The 18,282-nt window shown below is 70.4% G+C and carries 19 protein-coding genes; 18 read left to right on the top strand and 1 reads right to left on the bottom strand.

Annotated features, from left to right (window positions below; genetic code table 11):
- Position 1 precedes the first annotated feature (1 nt).
- From pgsA to RB608_RS24640, 18 genes are all read left to right on the top strand, one after another.
- The gene (pgsA, locus tag RB608_RS24725) at positions 2-640 is read left to right on the top strand and encodes a phosphatidylinositol phosphate synthase (RefSeq protein ID WP_308090745.1); all 639 of its coding nucleotides are present in this window, start codon (positions 2-4) and stop codon (positions 638-640) included.
- Between the two features lie 30 nt (positions 641-670).
- Positions 671-1,564: a pyridoxal 5'-phosphate synthase lyase subunit PdxS gene (pdxS, locus tag RB608_RS24720; protein ID WP_308090744.1), complete on the top strand. Its 894-nt coding sequence runs from the start codon at positions 671-673 to the stop codon at positions 1,562-1,564.
- A gap of 222 nt (positions 1,565-1,786) precedes the next feature.
- Positions 1,787-2,371, top strand: a complete 585-nt coding sequence (locus RB608_RS24715; RefSeq protein ID WP_308090743.1) for an alternate-type signal peptide domain-containing protein — start codon at positions 1,787-1,789, stop codon at positions 2,369-2,371.
- Complete coding sequence (locus tag RB608_RS24710) at positions 2,368-3,162, top strand: signal peptidase I (RefSeq protein WP_308090783.1); 795 nt, start codon at positions 2,368-2,370, stop codon at positions 3,160-3,162. The genes RB608_RS24715 and RB608_RS24710 overlap by 4 nt, the downstream gene beginning before the upstream one ends.
- Positions 3,163-3,195: 33 nt before the next feature.
- The gene (locus tag RB608_RS24705) at positions 3,196-3,852 is read left to right on the top strand and encodes a hypothetical protein (protein WP_308090741.1); all 657 of its coding nucleotides are present in this window, start codon (positions 3,196-3,198) and stop codon (positions 3,850-3,852) included.
- Complete coding sequence (locus RB608_RS24700; RefSeq protein WP_308090740.1) at positions 3,845-4,444, top strand: SipW-dependent-type signal peptide-containing protein; 600 nt, start codon at positions 3,845-3,847, stop codon at positions 4,442-4,444. Before RB608_RS24705 ends, RB608_RS24700 begins: the two co-directional genes overlap by 8 nt.
- Complete coding sequence (locus RB608_RS24695; protein ID WP_308090739.1) at positions 4,444-5,442, top strand: signal peptidase I; 999 nt, start codon at positions 4,444-4,446, stop codon at positions 5,440-5,442. The genes RB608_RS24700 and RB608_RS24695 overlap by 1 nt, the downstream gene beginning before the upstream one ends.
- A 55-nt stretch (positions 5,443-5,497) precedes the next feature.
- Positions 5,498-6,079 (top strand): pyridoxal 5'-phosphate synthase glutaminase subunit PdxT, encoded by a 582-nt coding sequence (pdxT, locus tag RB608_RS24690; protein ID WP_308090738.1) that lies wholly within the window; start codon positions 5,498-5,500, stop codon positions 6,077-6,079.
- Positions 6,080-6,114: 35 nt separating this feature from the next.
- The gene (locus tag RB608_RS24685) at positions 6,115-6,882 is read left to right on the top strand and encodes a YebC/PmpR family DNA-binding transcriptional regulator (protein ID WP_308090737.1); all 768 of its coding nucleotides are present in this window, start codon (positions 6,115-6,117) and stop codon (positions 6,880-6,882) included.
- Between the two features lie 91 nt (positions 6,883-6,973).
- Positions 6,974-7,513, top strand: coding sequence for a crossover junction endodeoxyribonuclease RuvC (ruvC, locus tag RB608_RS24680; RefSeq protein WP_308090736.1), 540 nt, complete (start codon positions 6,974-6,976; stop codon positions 7,511-7,513).
- Positions 7,510-8,106: a Holliday junction branch migration protein RuvA gene (ruvA, locus tag RB608_RS24675; protein WP_308090735.1), complete on the top strand. Its 597-nt coding sequence runs from the start codon at positions 7,510-7,512 to the stop codon at positions 8,104-8,106. Before ruvC ends, ruvA begins: the two co-directional genes overlap by 4 nt.
- 26 nt (positions 8,107-8,132) lie before the next feature.
- Positions 8,133-9,212, top strand: a complete 1,080-nt coding sequence (gene ruvB / locus RB608_RS24670) for a Holliday junction branch migration DNA helicase RuvB (protein ID WP_308090734.1) — start codon at positions 8,133-8,135, stop codon at positions 9,210-9,212.
- Positions 9,213-9,360: 148 nt separating this feature from the next.
- The gene (gene yajC / locus RB608_RS24665) at positions 9,361-9,687 is read left to right on the top strand and encodes a preprotein translocase subunit YajC (RefSeq protein WP_308090733.1); all 327 of its coding nucleotides are present in this window, start codon (positions 9,361-9,363) and stop codon (positions 9,685-9,687) included.
- 3 nt (positions 9,688-9,690) lie between these two features.
- Positions 9,691-11,490, top strand: coding sequence for a protein translocase subunit SecD (gene secD / locus RB608_RS24660; protein ID WP_308090732.1), 1,800 nt, complete (start codon positions 9,691-9,693; stop codon positions 11,488-11,490).
- A complete protein-coding gene (gene secF / locus RB608_RS24655) occupies positions 11,490-12,764 on the top strand; it encodes a protein translocase subunit SecF (protein ID WP_308090731.1) in 1,275 nt (424 codons plus the stop codon). The genes secD and secF overlap by 1 nt, the downstream gene beginning before the upstream one ends.
- A 2-nt stretch (positions 12,765-12,766) precedes the next feature.
- Positions 12,767-13,324 carry an adenine phosphoribosyltransferase gene (locus RB608_RS24650; protein WP_308090730.1) on the top strand — a complete coding sequence of 186 codons (558 nt, stop codon included), beginning with the start codon at positions 12,767-12,769 and terminating at the stop codon, positions 13,322-13,324.
- A gap of 84 nt (positions 13,325-13,408) precedes the next feature.
- The gene (locus RB608_RS24645; protein WP_392391057.1) at positions 13,409-15,730 is read left to right on the top strand and encodes a RelA/SpoT family protein; all 2,322 of its coding nucleotides are present in this window, start codon (positions 13,409-13,411) and stop codon (positions 15,728-15,730) included.
- Between the two features lie 189 nt (positions 15,731-15,919).
- A complete protein-coding gene (locus RB608_RS24640) occupies positions 15,920-16,873 on the top strand; it encodes a hypothetical protein (protein ID WP_308090729.1) in 954 nt (317 codons plus the stop codon).
- A 127-nt stretch (positions 16,874-17,000) separates the two neighbouring features.
- On the opposite strand, the gene RB608_RS24635 is transcribed toward RB608_RS24640, so the two are convergent.
- Positions 17,001-18,239 carry a DUF349 domain-containing protein gene (locus tag RB608_RS24635; RefSeq protein WP_308090728.1) on the bottom strand — a complete coding sequence of 413 codons (1,239 nt, stop codon included), beginning with the start codon at positions 18,237-18,239 and terminating at the stop codon, positions 17,001-17,003.
- Between the last annotated feature and the right edge of the window lie 43 nt (positions 18,240-18,282).

Raw genomic sequence — 18,282 nt, 5'->3', positions numbered from 1 at the left:
CGTGTTGGATCGCTTCAAGGAGTTCTGGGCCGGGACCGTGCTGCACCCCGTGGTGCGGCTGTTCATCCGGCTGGGCATCAGCCCGGACGCGGTGACGCTCGTCGGCACGCTCGGTGTCAGCGCCGGCGCGCTGATCTTCTTCCCCCAGGGCGAGCTGCTGATCGGCGTCCTGTTCATCACCGCCTTCGTGTTCAGCGACCTGATCGACGGCCGGATGGCTCGTGAGACCGGCCGGGTCTCGAAGTTCGGGGCCTTCTGGGACTCCACCCTCGACCGGATCGGCGACGGGGCGATCTTCGGCGGCCTCGCCCTCTACTTCGCTGGCACCGGCAAGGACCAGGGCGACAGCTATCTCTACCTGTGCGTCACCCTGTGGTGCCTGGTGATGGGCTCGGTCACGTCGTACGCGCGGGCCCGCGCGGAGTCCCTCGGCATGGACGCCAAGGGCGGTCTGGCCGAGCGTGCCGACCGCCTCGTCTCGATCCTCGTGATGACCGGTCTCGGAGCGATCTTCGACCTGCCGATCCTCATGTACGTCACCTTGTGGGCGCTCGCCCTCGCCAGCACCTACACCGTGGCCTTCCGGGTGCTCAAGGTACGCCGCCAGGCACTCGCGTCCGAGGGTGAGACTCCCGCGTAGCGGGCCCGCTCCTGGTCGTAGACTCGGAGCATGAGCGAGCAGCAGGAGCACGGCACCACCCGGGTCAAGCGCGGCATGGCCGAGATGCTCAAGGGTGGCGTCATCATGGACGTGGTGACCCCGGAGCAGGCCAAGATCGCCGAGGACGCCGGCGCGGTGGCCGTGATGGCGTTGGAGCGGGTCCCGGCCGACATCCGCGCGCAGGGCGGAGTGTCGCGGATGAGCGACCCGGACATGATCGACGGGATCATCGCCGCCGTGTCGATCCCGGTGATGGCGAAGGCCCGGATCGGTCACTTCGCCGAGGCGCAGGTGCTCCAGTCGCTGGGTGTGGACTACATCGACGAGTCCGAGGTGCTCACGCCGGCCGACTACGCCAACCACATCGACAAGTGGGCCTTCACGATCCCGTTCGTGTGCGGTGCGACCAACCTGGGAGAGGCACTGCGCCGGATCACCGAGGGCGCGGCGATGATCCGCTCCAAGGGCGAGGCCGGCACGGGTGACGTGTCCAACGCGGTGACCCACATGCGCACGATCCGCCGAGAGATCCGCCGCCTCGGCGCGCTGGCCGACGACGAGCTGTACGTCGCCGCGAAGGAGCTCCAGGCGCCGTACGACCTGGTGGTCGAGGTCGCCCGCACCGGCAAGCTGCCGGTCGTGCTGTTCACCGCGGGCGGCATCGCCACCCCGGCGGACGCGGCGATGATGATGCAGCTCGGCGCCGAGGGCGTGTTCGTCGGCTCGGGCATCTTCAAGTCCGGCAACCCCGCGCAGCGGGCCGAGGCCATCGTCAAGGCCACGACCTTCTACGACGACCCCGACGTGGTGGCGAAGGTGTCGCGGGGCCTGGGCGAGGCGATGGTCGGGATCAACGTCGAGGAGATCCCGCAGCCGCACCGGCTGGCCGAGCGCGGCTGGTGAGCCGGGCGGGGTCCCCCCCGCCGTACCTGACGAGCCACCCGAGGCCGTGGCGCTGTCCGAGCAGCGCCACGGCCTCGGTTAAATCTCGGGACGTTGGTCCCGATTCCGGTCACCCGCCGTGCCGGGCTGTGCTGTCCTTCGTTGTGGATCGCGAGGCGCTCCCTGCGTCGCGACCATGACAACCAGACCTGGGGACAACAGGGCATGGGGACTGGAGAACAAGTGAAGAAGACGACGAAGGGCGCGCTCGCGGCAGGCACCGCAGCGGTCCTGCTCATGGGTGGTGCGGGCACCCTGGCGTACTGGACAGACAGCGCGACGGTGGCCGGCACCGGGGTCACCACCGGTCACCTCAAGCTGATCAACGCGGACTGCGGCGACGGCTGGCTGGTCGACGCCGGTACGCCGGACGAGTTCCCGCTCGTCGGGGCGACCCGCCTGGTCCCCGGCGACACGTTCAGCCAGACCTGCACCTACGACGTCGACGCCGTGGGCGACCACATCCTGGCCGAGGTCACGATCGACGAGGGCACGGGCTTCACCGGCAACGCCGATCTGCTCGAGGAGCTCGACCTCAGCTCGTCGAGCATCGAGGTCAACAACGTGGCCTATGCCGGCGGTGCCGTCGCAGTGAGCGATGGACAGACGATCGAGGTGACCTTCGTGGCGGCCTGGCCGTTCAACGACCAGGTCGACGACCCCGCACAGGGCGCCGGCGCGATCGACAACGGCGCGAACGTCAGCGGTGGCGTGACGGCCGCTCTCGCCGCCGTCGGAGTCACGCTGACCCAGGTCGACTTCCACTGACCTCGGTCGCCGTCCGGCGCGGGCGCAGTGCCTTCGGGTGGATCGGTCAGGTCGTCGCATGGCTGGTGATCAACGGTGTGGTGGTGATCCTCGCGGCCGCGGTCGTCGTACCGCGGCTCGCGGGGGCCACTCCCTACACCGTCCTCACCGGGTCGATGCAGCCGGACTACCCGTCGGGCACCCTGGTGGTCGTCAAGCCGACAGCGGCCGATGAGATCGGTACCGGCGACGTGATCACCTACCAGCGGGAGTCGGGCAGGGCCACGGTCGTCACCCACCGGGTCGTCGCCGTGGCCACCCGGTCCGACGGCGAAGTGGTCCTCACGACCAAGGGCGACGCCAACGACGTGGTCGACCCGGTGCTGGTCAGGGAGGTCCAGGTCAAGGGGCGCCTCTGGTACGCGGTGCCCTATCTCGGACATGTGAACAGTGCGCTGAACGGTCGACAGCGGCAGGTCGCCGTCCTGGTCGTCTCAACCGGGCTCGTCGGCTATGCGGCGTTCATGTTCGTCGGAGCCCTCCGGGAGCGGCGGCGCAGGCGAACCCCGGGGGATGAGCCAGCGACCGGCGCCCGTGACCTCGGCGCCACCTCACAACTCGATACGAAGGCGCGATCCGCGCCCATGCCCATGTCGACGCCCATGTCGACGCCCATGTCGACGCCCATGTCGACGCCCATGTCGACGCCCGCGCTCGGCGGACGGGACGTTCCAGTCCTCCCGATCGCGACCGTGGTCACGATGGCGGGACTGCTCCTGGTCCTGATCCGACGGCGGAACCGCCGCCCATGAACCACCCACCCGAGGTACGAAGGAAGTCCGACCATGATCCGCCGTCTCACCCTGCTCGTGGCCGCAGCCGCGCTGGCTGTCGGCGCCGCGGCCGTGCCGGCGTACGCGAATGACGAGATGGGCCTCAGCACGGACGGCGTCACCTGGACGCCCAGCCTCACCTCGCCGCTCTACGCAGCCGGCTTCCGCTGGGTCCCCGGCGACGTCGAGGAGCGCTCCTTCCGGGTCCGCAACGACGGGCCGTCGTCCGGAGGGGTCACCGTGGACGTGGTCGCGAGCGACCCGGCCGCACTGCTCGCCTCACCCGACTTCCTGCTCGAGGCTCGGGTCGGCAACGGTCCCTGGGCCGAGCTGCTCGCCGGTACGACGCGGCTCCAGCCTGCCGTCCTCGACGTTCCCCGGGGTGTCGACACCACGGTCTCCGTGCGTGGCTCCTTCGGACCGGGGGCGACCGGGCATCTGGACGAGACCGCCTCCTTCGAGGTCCGCCTCACGATGTCCGAGGACGGAGATGTCGCGGGCGTGGACGACGACGGCGAGGTCGGGGGCCAGGCCGACGGCGTGCTGCCGGAGACCGGCAGCGCGGTCGGTACCGGCCTGCTCTGGCTCGCGGCCGGGATGATCGGCGCGGGCCTGGCGCTCGCCCGGCCTCGCCGCGACCGCGGCCGGGCGGTGGTCGCCCATGACTAGGCGCACAGCGCGGCACCGGTCGTCGCGAACCGGCTGGTTCGGTCACGGTCGGACCCGGGCGCTCCTCTCCGCAGGTCTCCTCCTCGGCACCGGCGCGGTCGCGACCTCGGCCTACTGGACGGACCGCGAGGTCGCGCAGGGCGTCAGCGTCCGCAGCGGCGAGCTCCACATCGACCTCGAGGACAACGAGCAGGCCAAGCCGGAGACCATCACGGACTGGCCGGACCTGAACCTGACCGGCATGGCCGACGGCGACACCAGGGCCGCGCTGATGACGGTCTCGAACAACAGCATCGGCGACGCGACGCTCTCGTACGGCGTCAAGGCCGCCGCGACGAATCCCCTGGGCGCGGCGTTGCGGGCCACCGTCCGCCAAGGCGGCTCGATCAACGCCGGCACGTGCGTCGGCGGGAGCCTGGTCGGGGGTGCGAGCGTCCCGCTCAACGGCTTCGACGAGGCCGTCAGCGCCCACCTCGGGCCGGGTCAGTCACACGACCTCTGCATCCAGGTACGGCTGCCGTCGCCGTCGGGCGTCCTCGCGAACGCGACCTCAGCCGTCACGTTCACCTTCCCCGCCAGGCAGGAGCAGTGATGTCCGCCGCGAAGCGGGTCGCCCGCGAGGCCCTCCTGTGGGTCGGGGGAGTGCTGGGCACGCTGTGCCTGCTCTCCCTGCTCGCCGGCTGGCTCTTCCAGGTCACGCCACTGGTCTTCTCGTCCGGGTCGATGAGCCCCGCCTACGGCGCGGGCGCCCTCGGCATCGCGCGCGAGGTTCCCGCCTCCGACCTGGCTGTCGGCGACGTCGTGAGCGTCCTCGACGCCCGTGGCCGGCGGGTGACCCATCGCATCACGGGCCTGGACGCCGACGGTGGCCTCGCCGTCCTGACGCTGCGGGGCGACGGGAACGACGTGGCCGACGCGCAGCCGTACGTGGTCCGCGAGGCGGACCGTGTCGTCCTCGGCGTCCCGTACGCCGGCTACGTGCTCAACGCCGCGGCCAGCCCGTTCGGCCTCGCGGCCGCCGCGCTGCTGGTGCTGGCGCTGCTGCTGATCGGCTTCGGCCGGGGGCACCGGCTGGTGCCCGTCGGGCTCGCGTCGACCGTGGCGCTCGGCGCCGGCCTGGGCGCGAGCGGCGTCGCGCCCTGGGCCTTCACCTCGGCGTACTGGACCGACACGGCGGCGGCCACGGTCCAGGCGACGACCCCGGCCCTGCAGAGCCACGCGCCGCCCACCTGCGCCCAGAGCGGTGTCGGAGGGATCGCGCGGCTGACCTGGACCGACGTCAACGACCTGTACGAGTACGCCTGGAGCGTGCGCGAGCTCGACGGCACCCCGGCGCCGGTCGGCACCGCCAATCCGCCGCCTCAGCTGAGCGGCGTCCTCGGCGCAAGCACGACCCAGGGCCAGCAGGTCCAGCTGGACATCCCGACGACCAGGGGCCAAGGGCAGGTCCACAAGAAGAACTTCGTCGTGTGGGTGACGACCCGCCTGATCTCGGACAACAGTGTCACCGGGCCGACGACCGTCACGCCGATCCACCGTGAGGAAGGGCAGGGCGGCAACATCTGGGTCGCGTACTGCGGTCACGTGTAGCTCGCTCCGGGAGACGGACCGCCGACCGGGGGCCGCGACCGCGCCCCTAGGATCGGTGTCCGTGCCCGCCATCGGAGTCTTCGCCCTCCAGGGCGACGTCCGCGAACATCTTCAGACCCTGACCGCGCTCGGCGCCGACGCCTTCCCGGTACGCCGCCCGGCCGAGCTCGCGCGCTGCGACGGACTGGTACTGCCGGGGGGCGAGTCGACCACGATGGCCAAGCTGGCCCGGACCTTCGAGCTGCTCGAGCCGTTGCGGGCCAGGGTCGGCGGCGGGATGCCGACCTTCGGGACCTGTGCGGGGATGATCCTGCTGGCCGACCGGATCGAGGGCGGCACCGCCGACCAGGAGACGATCGGCGGGCTCGACGTGACGGTCCGCCGCAACGCCTTCGGGCGCCAGGTCGACTCCTTCGAGGCGGACCTGCCGTTCGCCGGCCTGGCCGACCCCGTGCACGCCGTGTTCATCCGCGCTCCGTGGGTGGAGCGCACCGGTCCGGACGTCGAGGTGTTGGCCGAGGCGCAGGGCCACCCGGTCGCCGTACGGCAGGGACACCTGATGGCGACGTCCTTCCATCCCGAGGTCGACGGCGACGGACGGGTGCACCGGATCTTCCTCGACCTGGTGCGGCAGTAGACTTCCCCGCTGTTGTCGGGATGTAAGGAGTCCTCATGTCTGGCCACTCCAAGTGGGCGACCACCAAGCACAAGAAGGCCGCGATCGACGCGAAGCGCGGCAAGCTCTTCGCCAAGCTCATCAAGAACATCGAGATCGCCGCGAAGATGGGCGGTCCCGATCCCTCCGGCAACCCGACGCTGTTCGACGCCATCCAGAAGGCGAAGAAGCAGTCGGTCCCGAACAAGAACATCGACTCCGCGGTCAAGCGCGGCGGTGGCCTCGAGGGCGGCGGCGTCGACTACGAGACGATCATGTACGAGGTCTACGGCCCGCAGGGTGTCGCTCTCCTCGTCGAGTGCCTCACCGACAACCGCAACCGCGCGGCCATGGAGGTGCGCACGGCGGTGACCCGCAACGGCGGCACCATGGCCGACCCGGGCTCCGTCTCCCGCCTCTTCACCCGCAAGGGCGTCGTCGTCGTCGCCAAGGCGCAGGAGGGCAAGGAGGTCTCCGAGGACGACATCCTCGAGGCCACCCTCGACGCGGGCGCCGAGGAGGTCAACGACCTCGGTGAGGCCTTCGAGGTCCAGGCCGAGGCGACCGACGTCGTCGCCGTACGCACGGCGCTGCAGGCGGCCGGGATCGACTACGACTCGGCCGAGGTGCAGTTCGTCGCGTCGATGGACATCCCGGTCGCCGATCCGGTCGCCGCCGGCAAGGTGTTCAAGCTGGTCGACGTCGTCGACGACCTCGACGACGTCCAGAACGTCTTCTCGAACGCCGACATCCCCGACGAGGTCCTGGACCAGATCGAGGACTGAGCGCCACCGGCCGGGCGTGTCTCTCCGTGTTCGCCACGGAAAGCGCCTACCTTGGTCTCCGAACACATGTTCGGACGGAAGGTGTGATGACGTGCGCGTGCTCGGGATCGACCCGGGGCTGACCCGCTGTGGTCTGGGCGTGGTGGAGGGGTCCATCGGCCGACCGTTGACGCTGGTGGACGTCAGCGTCGTGCGGACCTCCGCCCAGCTCGGCGTGCCCGAGCGGCTGGTCACGATCGAGAAGGGCATCGACGCTCGCCTCGACGAGTACCAGCCCGACGCGGTCGCGATCGAGCGGATCTTCGCCCGCTCCGACGTGAGCACGATCATGGGCACCGCCCAGGCGGCCGGCATCGCGATGGTCTGCGCGGCGCGGCGCGGCCTCCCGGTCGCGCTGCACACCCCGAGCGAGGTGAAGGCGGCCGTGTCCGGCAACGGCCGCGCCGACAAGAACCAGGTCGGCATGATGGTCACCCGGATCCTGCGGCTCGACGCGATGCCGAAGCCCGCCGATGCCGCCGACGCGCTGGCCCTCGCGATCACCCATATCTGGCGCGGCGGCACGCAGGCGCGGCTCGATGCCGCGCTCGCCGCGTCCCGCCCGACCCGCGACCTGCGAGGAGTCCGATGATCGCGTTCGTCCGCGGCAATGTCGCCGCCTTGACCCTCACCAGCGCCGTGCTCGAGGTCGGCGGGGTCGGCCTCGAGCTGATGTGCACGCCGGGCACGCTCGCCCAGCTGCGCACCGGCTCCTCCGCGACCCTGCCGACGAGCATGATCGTGCGCGAGGACTCCCTCACCCTCTACGGCTTCGCCGACGAGGACGAGAAGACGATCTTCGAGCTCGTCCAGACCGCCTCCGGCGTCGGTCCCAAGCTCGCCCAGGCGATCGTGGCGGTCCTGTCGCCCGACGGCGTGCGCAATGCCATCGCCTCCGACGACGTCCGCACCCTCACCAAGGTGCCCGGCATCGGCCAGAAGGGCGCGCAGCGGATCATCCTCGAGCTCAAGGACCGCATCGGCGCCGCGACAGGTGGGGCGTCCGGGAGCGCCGGTGCCGGTGCCGGCGCCTGGCGCGACCAGGTCCACCAGGGCCTGGTCGGCCTCGGCTACAACGCCAAGGACGCCGACAAGGCCGTCGACGCGGTCGCCGGCGAGGCCGGTGCCGCTCCCGACGTACGCGCGCTGCTCCGGTCGGCGCTGCGCACGCTCTCGAAGGCCTGACCCGGAGAGCCGACGGAGACTGAGCCATGCCCTTCCACGAGGACGACCTGGAGACGGCCGAGGAGGTCCACCTCCGCTCGCTCACGGCTGCCGAGGCCGAAGGCGACGAGCGCGCGGTGGAGGCCGCGCTGCGGCCCCGCAGCCTCGACGAGGTGGTCGGGCAGAGTCGGGTCCGCGACCAGCTCGGCCTGGTCCTGGAGGCGGCCCGGCAGCGGGGGAGGGCCCCCGACCACGTGCTCCTCTCCGGCCCGCCCGGGCTCGGCAAGACCACGCTGGCGATGATCATCTCCCACGAGATGAACGCTCCGCTGCGGTTGACCAGCGGCCCGGCGATCACCCACGCCGGCGATCTCGCGGCGATCCTCTCCGGCCTCAACGAGGACGAGGTGCTCTTCGTCGACGAGATCCACCGGATGTCCCGCCCGGCCGAGGAGATGCTCTACCTCGCGATGGAGGACTTCCGGGTCGACGTCGTCATCGGCAAGGGCCCCGGGGCGACCGCGATCCCGCTCGAGATCCCGCCGTTCACCCTGGTCGGGGCGACCACCCGCGCCGGCCTGCTGCCCGGCCCGCTGCGCGATCGGTTCGGGTTCACCGCGCACCTCGAGTTCTACGAGCCCCACGAGCTCGACCTGATCGTGCACCGCTCCGCCGGCCTGCTCGGCGTCGACCTCACCTCCGAGGGATCGGCCGAGATCGCCGGCCGGTCCCGCGGCACCCCCCGTATCGCCAACCGGCTGTTGCGCCGCGTCCGCGACTACGCCCAGGTGCGCGCCGACGGCGTGGTCACCCGATCGGTGGCGCAGGCCGCGCTCGACCTCTACGAGGTCGACGAGCTCGGCCTCGACCGGCTCGACCGGGCGGTCCTCGACGCGCTGTGCCGACGCTTCGGCGGCGGCCCGGTCGGTGTGTCCACGCTCGCCGTCGCGGTCGGCGAGGAGCGTGAGACGGTCGAGGAGGTCGCCGAGCCGTTCCTGGTCCGCAACGGCTTCCTGGCCCGGACGCCGCGCGGCCGGATCGCCACGCCGGCGGCATGGGCGCACCTGGGGTTGACCCCGCCTGCCCTGCCGTACGACGAGACCGGGCCGAGCCTCTTCGAGGACTGACGTCCTACCCCTCGGGCGTGGCTCGGCCGGCACGGATTTCTACGTCGATCCGTGCCGGGCAAGGTTCCGTGGCTACACTTCCCAGTCGGTCCCGGGGACGATCTCGTCCTGCGGTGTCCGTCCTTGCCCCCGTGGAGAAGGTTGGTCCGTGAAAGACGCTGTGTCCCTGCTGCCGATCGTGGCGATCGCGGCCATTTTCTGGCTGCTGATCATCCGCCCCGCCTCGCGCCAGCGCAAGCAGGCAGCCGAGTTGCAGGCTGCGCTCTCGGTCGGCGACGACGTCATGCTGACCTCCGGGATCTTCGGGACGATCACCGGGTCCACCGACGAGCACGTCGAGATCGAGATCGCCCCCGGCGTCGTGGTCCGCGTCGTCCGGGCCGCGGTGGCGTCCGTGCGCCGCGAGGTGGAGCCTGCGCCGGAGACCGCCGAGTCGCGGTCCGACGACCTCCCCGACGCCGAAGAGGAGCGCTGAGCCATGGCGGCCCGCCGTCCGCGCCCCGGGCGCCACCTCGTCGTCTTCTTCCTCGGCCTCGCCATCCTCTACGGCCTCACCGCGCTCTCCCAGGCCGGCGTCGAGGAGCCGGAGAAGCCGTGGCGCCCCGCGCTCGGCCTCGACCTGCAGGGCGGCACCCGGATCACCCTCACCGCCGAGAAGCCTCCCTCCCAGGAGAACCTCGACGAGGCCCGCCGGATCATCGACCAGCGCGTCAACGGCTCCGGCGTCGCCGAGGCCGCGGTCACGACGCAGGGCGGCCGCAATATCGTGGTCGAGGTGCCCGGCAAGACCAAGAACCGCGGCCAGCTCGAGGACACGGTCAAGCGCCAGGCCCAGCTGCGGTTCCGTCTTGTCGCTTGCTCCGACGTCCGTCCCGGCGCCTGCGCCGCGGCGACCGGCGCCGAGGGCATGGGCGGCCTCGGGCGGGCCCCGCTCTCGCTGGCCGAGGACGACCCGACCGACGGTGCGAGCGACGCCCCGACGGACGCCCCCACCGATGCGCCGACCGATGCGCCGACCGATGCGCCGACCGATGCGCCGACCGACGCCCCCACGGGCGCGCCGGCCGCCGGCGATCCCGCCGGCGATGGCGAGAAATGGACCGTCGAGGACGACATCGCCTGGTCCCGCGCGCCCGACCAGGCGGCGATCACGGCGTTCAACTCCTACACCTGCGACCCGAAGGGCGTCCTCGTCGACGCCGACGGCAAGCCGGCCGACCTGCCCGACGATCCTGATCAGCCGGTCGTGGCCTGCTCCACGCCCGACGAGGACAACGGCGTCATCAAGTTCCTGCTGAGCCGCTCGGTCGTCGAGGGCACCGAGCTCGACGACGCCAGCGCGCAGACCCCGCAGAACGGTGTCGGCTGGGTCGTGGCGATCGAGATGGGCAACAGCAAGGACCGCGCCCACCCCAAGGGCTCCGCGGGCGCCTCCTCGGACTTCGAGGCCGTCTCCCGCGCCTTCGCGGGCACCGAGGAGCAGTTCGCCGTCGTCCTCGACTCCCAGGTGCTGACCTACCCGGTCATGAACAGCGTCATCACCGACGGCCGCTCCCAGATCGAGGGCGACTTCACCGAGCAGGAGGCCCTCGACCTGGCCAACAGCCTCAAGTTCGGTGCGCTGCCCATCAAGTTCAACGACGAGCAGACCTCCGTCGAGGAGATCGGGCCGTCGCTGGCCGGCAACCAGCTCTCCGCCGGTCTGACCGCGGGCGCGATCGGCCTCGCCCTGGTGATGCTCTACTGCCTCATCTACTACCGCGGCCTCGGCCTGGTGGTCGTCAGCTCGCTGTTCGTGGCGGCCATGATCACCTACGCCATGGTGCTGCTGCTGAGCAAGACCGCCGGCTTCACGCTGACTCTGCCGGGCATCGCGGGCCTGATCATCGCCGTGGGCGTCACCGCTGACTCGTTCGTCATCTTCTTCGAACGCATCCGAGACGAGATGCGCGAGGGCAAGTCGATGCGGGTCGCGGTCGAGACCGGATGGGCCCGGGCCCGCGTCACGCGGGTCGCGGCCAACACGGTCCAGATCCTCTCGGCCCTCGTGCTCTACATCTTCGCCACCGGCGCGGTGAAGGGCTTCGGCTTCGCACTCGGCCTGACCACCCTGATCGACCTCGCGGTGCTGTTCTGGTTCACCAAGCCGATGGTGTCCTGGCTCGCCCAGTTCAAGCTCTTCAACTCCGGACACAAGCTGTCCGGCCTCAGCAAGGAGACGCTGGGCATGGATGTCACGCCCTCCCGGCCCGCCGCCGTCGCGGGAGGTGACGCCTGATGGGCAAGATGTCCCGGCTGGGCAACGACCTCTACCAGGGCCGCAAGTCGATCGACTTCGTCGGCAAGGCGTGGCTGTTCTACGGCATCTCCGCGGTGCTGGTCGCCCTCGCGATCCTGGTCCTGTTCCTCAAGCCCCTCAACATGGGTGTCGAGTTCACGGGCGGCACGACCGTCGCGGTCCCCGTGGGATCGGGCAACGCGAGCCAGGCCGCCGCCGACGACCTCCTCGAGAAGGTGGCCGGCTCGGGGATCGAGAACGCCGAGAACCCGACCGTCACGACCGAGGGCGACTCGACCCTGACCATCCAGGTCGAGAACCTCAGCGAGAAGCAGCGCGGCGAGATCACCGATCTGGTCCACGAGGAGTTCCCGCAGGTCGACCAGGGTGACCTCTCGATCCAGGACATCGGACCGAGTTGGGGACAGGAGGTCGCCAAGCGGGCGCTGATCGGCGTACTGATCTTCCTGGTCCTCGTCGTCCTGTTCATCTGGGCCTACTTCCGCGAGTGGCGGATGTCGGTCGCGGCACTGGTCGCGCTGATCCACGACGTCGTGCTGACGGTCGGCGTCTACGCCCTCTCCGGTTTCCAGGTGACGCCGGCGGCGGTGACCGGTGTGCTCGCGATCCTCGGCTTCTCGCTCTACGACACGGTGGTCGTGTTCGACAAGGTCAAGGAGAACACCACTGTTCTGCGCAAGAACACCCAGTCGTACGCCGACGCGGCCAACCTCGCGGTCAACCAGACGCTGGTGCGCTCGATCAACACCTCGATCGTCGCGCTCATCCCGATCGGCGCGATCCTCTACGTCAGTGCGGTCCAGCTGGGCGCCAGCTCGCTGCAGGACCTCGCGCTCGCGCAGTTCGTCGGCATGGGCGTGGGTGTCTACTCGTCGGTCATGCTCGCGCCCCGCGTCCTGGTCCACCTGAAGATGCAGGAGACCGAGATGCAGGTCCAGGCCCGGCGGGCCAAGGCCAAGCAGCGGGCCCTGGCCGACCGGTACGCCTCGGTCCCCGTCGCCACCGACGACGCGCCCGTCGCGGGCCGTCGCGGCGAGGACCCCGACGGCGTCCCGGACGAGCTGCTCGAGGACGAGTTCGAGATCGAGGTCGACGACGGCGGCACGCCGACGCCGCGCGGCACCGTGCCCCACACGGATGCCGCCGGCAAGGGCCGCGTCGTCCCCACCGCCACCCGGCCGGTCAGCGACAGCGGCAGCTCGGGCCGCAAGCAGCCGGTGCGCCAGACGCGCTCCAAGCGCGGCAAGAAGTAGCGGTGGGCGATCGGGCCGTCCGCGACCGTGCGGTCGACGCCCTGACCCGGCTGGTCCGCGACATCGCCGACTTCCCGGAGCCGGGCATCGTCTTCAAGGACATCACGCCGGTGCTGGCCGACCCGGACGGCTTCCGTGCGGTGGTCGCCGCGATGGCCGAGGCCGGCCGGGACGAGACCGGTGAGGTCGTCGTCGACAAGGTCGTCGGGATGGAGGCGCGAGGGTTCATCCTCGCCGCGCCGGTCGCCCTGGCGCTCGGCGTGGGCTTCGCCCCGGTCCGCAAGGCCGGCAAGCTGCCGCACCGCACCCACCAGGTCGACTACGCCCTCGAGTACGGCGAGGCGGTGCTCGAGCTTCACCAGGACGCTGTCGCACCGGGGGAGCGGGTGCTGCTGGTCGACGATGTGCTCGCCACCGGCGGCACGGCCGGGGCGACCTGTGAGCTGGTCCGCCGCTGCGGCGCGGAGCCGGCAGCCTTCACGGTGCTCCTGGAGCTCGGGTTCCTCGACGGGCGCGACGCGCTGGGCGCGGTTCCGGTCAGCTCGCTGCTGACCGTCTGACGGGCGTCCGACGCTGCCCGACGATGCGTGCCTGGACGACTCCCAGCCCGCGGTTGAGCCGCGACCGGCCACTAGACTGGGGCGATGACCGAGGAGCGCACGACCCCACGCGTATCACCGCGGGGCCCAGCCGTGCCCGCCTCGACGCCGAGCGAGCCCGGAGGCGGTCGTGGCGTGCGCGCGCGACTGGCCCGGATGGGCAGCCGCAGCCAAGGAGCCAACCCGGTCCTCGAGCCGTTGTTCCGGGCGGTGCGGACCAACCATCCGAAGGCCGACCTCCCGCTGCTGGAGCGCGCCTATCTCACCGCCGAGCGGCTGCATGCCGACCAGAAGCGCAAGAGCGGCGACCCGTACATCACCCATCCGCTCGCGGTGACCACGATCCTCGCGGGCATCGGCATGACGGAGCCGACGCTCGTCGCCGCGCTTCTGCACGACACGGTCGAGGACACGCCGTACACGCTGGAGGAGTGCCGCCGCGACTTCGGTGACGAGGTCGCGTTGCTCGTCGACGGGGTGACCAAGCTCGACAAGGTCGTCTACGGCGACTCGGCCAATGCCGAGACGATCCGCAAGATGATCGTGGCGATGTCCCGTGACATCCGGGTGCTGGTCATCAAGCTCGCCGACCGACTCCACAACATGCGCACCCTGCGCTTCGTCAAGCAGTCGACGCAGGAGCGCAAGGCCCGCGAGACCCTCGACATCTACGCGCCGCTGGCCCACCGGCTGGGCATGAACACCATCAAGTGGGAGCTCGAGGACCTCGCGTTCGCGACCCTGCACCCCAAGATCTACGACGAGATCGTGCGTCTGGTCGCCGAGCGCGCGCCCTCGCGCGACTCGTTCCTGGCCGAGGTGATCAGCCAGGTCGAGAAGGACCTGCGCGAGGCCAAGATCAAGGCGACCGTGACCGGCCGGCCGAAGCACTACTACTCGATCTACCAGAAGATGATCGTCGGCGGCCGGGACTTCTCCGACATCTACGATCTGGTCGGCATCCGGATCCTCGTCGAGGAGGACCGCGACTGCTACGGCGTCCTCGGCGTGCTCCACTCGCGCTGGAACCCGGTCTTGGGCCGGTTCAAGGACTACGTCGCGATGCCGAAGTTCAACATGTACCAGTCGCTGCACACCTCGGTGATCGGCCCTCAGGGCAAGCCGGTCGAGATGCAGATCCGGACCTTCGCGATGCACCGCCGCGCCGAGTACGGCGTCGCGGCCCACTGGAAGTACAAGGAGGACGGCCGCGCCGGCAACGACACCGACAAGCCCGGCGATCTCGACGACATGAGCTGGGTGCGCCAGCTGCTCGACTGGCAGAGCGAGGTCGAGGATCCGGGCGAGTTCCTGGAGTCGCTGCGCTTCGAGATCAACCAGGCCGAGACCTACGTCTTCACGCCGCGCGGCGACGTGATCGCGCTGCCGTCGGGCTCGACGCCGGTCGACTTCGCGTACGCCGTACACACCGAGGTCGGGCACCGCACCATCGGCGCCCGCGTCAACGGTCGTCTGGTGCCCCTGGAGTCCACGCTCGAGAACGGCGATGTCGTCGAGGTCTTCACCTCGAAGGCCGAGGGCGCCGGGCCGTCGCGCGACTGGCTGAACTTCGTGAAGTCCCCGCGCGCCCGCTCCAAGATCCGTCAGTGGTTCACCAAGGAGCGGCGTGAGGAGGCGATCGAGCGCGGCAAGGACGAGATCGCCAAGCTGATGCGCAAGGAGGGCCTGCCGCTCAAGCGGCTGCTCTCCCACGACTCGCTCACGCTGGTGGCCACCGCCTTCCGGATCGCCGACGTCACCGCGCTCTACGCCGCCGTCGGCGAGGGCAACCTCGGGGCGCAGACCGTCGTCCGCAAGGTCATCGAGCTCCACGGCGGCGACCAGGGCGCCCAGGAGGACCTGGCCGAGGCCGTCACCATCACCGGCCGCCGCGGCCGTCCGACCCGGCCCACGAGCGGCGACGCCGGTGTCATCGTGACCGGCTCACCCGACGTGTGGGTCAAGCTCGCCAAGTGCTGCACCCCAGTGCCTCCCGACACCATCCTCGGCTTCGTGACCAAGGGCGGCGGCGTCTCGGTCCACCGCAAGGACTGCACGAACGCCGGCAGCCTGCTGGCCCAGCCCGAGAAGCTCGTCGACGTCGAGTGGGCCCCGACCGGTCAGTCGACCTTCCTGGTCAACATCCAGGTCGAGGCGCTGGACCGTTCGCGGCTGCTCTCGGACATCACCATGGTCCTGTCCGACGCCCACGTGAACATCCTCTCGGCCAACCTCACGACGTCGCGCGACCGTGTCGCCAAGTCCCGGTTCACCTTCGAGATGGCCGACGCCAAGCACCTCGACACGGTCCTCAAGGCGGTGCGGACCGTCCCGGGCGTGTTCGACGCCTACCGCGTCACGCAGTGACGGGGTAGGGGGTGCGCCCGGCTGCATGAATCCCCGGTCAGCCGGGGATTCATGCACTTGTCGGGGTTTGCAACCCCCGACAAGTGCATGAGATGCCTGACAAGACATCCCATTCACGCTCCCATCCACAGGCCCACGAACCGGATGTGTGGGGCCTGCCGGCCAGCGGGCAGCCCGTACTACATGTTCATGGACATCGATCACCCCTGCATGACCGACATCGCGCTCCGCAAGGAGCTGATCGCCCTCGGCCACACCGACCGCAGCCTCGCCCGGGCCATCACGGCCGGTGTGCTCGCCAAGCCGCGCCGCGGTGCGTACGTCGACGGCCAGGTCTGGCGCGAGCTGACTCGCGAACAGCGATACGCCGTACGGGCGCGGGCGGCGCTACGGCAAGCATGCGTCGACGCTGTAGCCAGCCATACCTCTGCCCTGCCCTTCCTCGATGCGCCCACATGGGGCCTGGCACTCGAGGACGTCCACCTGCTGCGGAAGGATGGACGTGCCGGCCGGCGTGAGGCAGGTATCCAGCAGCACCGAGGCGTGATCCTCGATGGAGATGTCGTGACGGTCGGAGGCATCGAGGTCAGTGCGCCCATGCGGTCGACACTCGAAGTGGCCACGTTGGGCAACACCGAAGCGAGCCTCGTGGTGGTCAACCACTTCCTGCACCGCGGCGACTTCGCCATCGAACAGATCCGGGCCCGATACGAGGCGGGCATGGACCGCTGGCCTCGCTCCCTCTCTTCAGACCTGGTCCTCCGGCTCGCCGACGGACGGATCGAGTCGGTCGGCGAAAGCCGAACGTTGTACTTCCTATGGCGCCATCATTTCCCCGCCCCGATCCCGCAGTACGAGGTGCGCGACGGTCCTCTTGTCGTCGCCTTCTTGGACTTCGCCTTCCCCGAGCTGGGCATCTGGATCGAGTTCGACGGCAAGGAGAAGTACCTCAAGTTCCGACGCCCGGGCGAGAGCGTCGTTGACGCCGTTGTTCGAGAGAAGCAACGGGAGAGCCGGGTAGCCGAGCTGACGGGGTGGCGCTGCATCCGCATCACCTGGGCGGATCTCGCCAGCCCAGCGCATCTCGCCCGGCGCATTCGGGAGGTGGTCGCATCCGTTGCGGCCGCCGCAGCGCGGCGTTGACACGTCACAGCGGCAACAGGCGTCACAGCGGACAGGCAGTTCATGCACTTGTTGACGGTTGCAACCCCCGACAAGAGCATGAATCCCCGGTCAGCCGGGGATTCATGCACCCCTGCCCGCGCCCCGCTCAGCTGAAGTCCGCGGACGCCTTCTTGGCCATCTCGAGGAAGGACCGGCGGCCCTCGAGGTTCTCCTCGAGCTCACGGACCTTCTTCTCGTCGCCCCGGGCGCGGGCGGCGTCGAGCTTGGCCTGGGCCTCGGCGATGGCGGACTCGAGCTTGGACACCATGTCGTCGGCCCGGGCGGACTTCTCGGGGTCGGTACGCCGCCACTGGTCGTCCTCGGCCCGGCGGATGACCTGCTCGACGGCACGCATCCGGCCCTCGAGGTCCTTGATCCGGTCGCGCGGGACCTTGCCGGCCTCGTCCCACTTCTCGGCGACGCCGCGGAAGGCTGCCTTCGCAGCCCCGAGGTCCCCGGACGACTCCAGGGCGGCAGCGATGGCCTCCGCCTCCACCAACAGCGCCTCCTTGACCACGGCGTTCGCGGCGAACTCCGTGTCGAGGGCGGCGTTGGCGGCGTCACGGGCGCCGAAGAACGTGTCCTGCGCGCCGCGGAAGCGGCGCCAGAGCTCGTCGTCGACAGCCTTGGGGGCGGGCCCGGCGGCCTTCCAGTCGCGCATCAGGTCGCGGTAGCGACCCGAGGTCGGACCCCACTCGGTCGACGAGGACAGGGCCTCGGCCTCCTTGACCAGCCGCTCCTTGACGACGCGCGCGCCCTCGCGCTTCTCGTCCTGCTCGGCGAAGTGCGACTTGCGCGCCTTCGTGTACGCCGAGCGCGCCGAGGAGAACCGGCGCCAGAGCTCGTCGTCGGCGGCCTTGTCGATGCGGGGGAGCTTCTTCCACTCCTCAAGGAGCTCGCGCAGCCGGTTGGCGCCGTTGCGCCAGTCACGGCCCCCGGCAATCTTTTCGGCCTCGCCGGCGAGGCGCTCCTTCTCGGCTCGCGCGTCGGCCACGCGCTGGGCCTTGGCGGCGCGTCGGGCGTCGCGCTGGGTCGCGATCACCGGGCCGAGCTCATCGAGCTTGCGCACCAGGGCGTTGAGGTCTCCGACGGCATGCACGTCGACCAGTTGCTCGCGCACGAGCTTGACCGATGAGGCGGCCTCCTCGGGCGAGAGCACGCCGGTCAGCACCCGTTGGTGGAGCAGATCCACCTCGAGTGAGAGGTTCTCATACCGTTTGGTGTAGAAGGCCAGAGCCTCCTCGGGCGTCGCGTCGGGCATCTGCCCGACCGCCCGTTCGCCGTCGGTCGTCTTCACGTAGACGGTGCCGTCGTCGCCGACGCGGCCCCAGTCGGAGGTAGTCACAATGGCCCATGCTAATCAAAGCCGGAGCCCTCGATAGGCTGGG

Source organism: Nocardioides sp. LHD-245 (assembly GCF_030929495.1).
In the GTDB taxonomy this organism is placed as follows: domain Bacteria; phylum Actinomycetota; class Actinomycetes; order Propionibacteriales; family Nocardioidaceae; genus Nocardioides.
Note: the sequence above shows the minus strand (reverse complement) of the source record. Positions and strands in the feature narration are given on the sequence as shown.

Bases quoted from the DNA above. Each gene is read 5' to 3' on its own strand.
- pdxS (WP_308090744.1), top strand. From the start codon at position 671: ATGAGCGAGCAGCAGGAGCACGGCACCACCCGGGTCAAGCGCGGCATG.
- RB608_RS24705 (WP_308090741.1), top strand. From the start codon at position 3,196: ATGATCCGCCGTCTCACCCTGCTCGTGGCCGCAGCCGCGCTGGCTGTC.
- RB608_RS24700 (WP_308090740.1), top strand. From the start codon at position 3,845: ATGACTAGGCGCACAGCGCGGCACCGGTCGTCGCGAACCGGCTGGTTC.
- RB608_RS24695 (WP_308090739.1), top strand. From the start codon at position 4,444: ATGTCCGCCGCGAAGCGGGTCGCCCGCGAGGCCCTCCTGTGGGTCGGG.
- RB608_RS24685 (WP_308090737.1), top strand. From the start codon at position 6,115: ATGTCTGGCCACTCCAAGTGGGCGACCACCAAGCACAAGAAGGCCGCG.
- ruvA (WP_308090735.1), top strand. From the start codon at position 7,510: ATGATCGCGTTCGTCCGCGGCAATGTCGCCGCCTTGACCCTCACCAGC.
- ruvB (WP_308090734.1), top strand. From the start codon at position 8,133: ATGCCCTTCCACGAGGACGACCTGGAGACGGCCGAGGAGGTCCACCTC.
- secD (WP_308090732.1), top strand. From the start codon at position 9,691: ATGGCGGCCCGCCGTCCGCGCCCCGGGCGCCACCTCGTCGTCTTCTTC.
- secF (WP_308090731.1), top strand. From the start codon at position 11,490: ATGGGCAAGATGTCCCGGCTGGGCAACGACCTCTACCAGGGCCGCAAG.
- RB608_RS24645 (WP_392391057.1), top strand. From the start codon at position 13,409: ATGACCGAGGAGCGCACGACCCCACGCGTATCACCGCGGGGCCCAGCC.
- RB608_RS24640 (WP_308090729.1), top strand. From the start codon at position 15,920: ATGGACATCGATCACCCCTGCATGACCGACATCGCGCTCCGCAAGGAG.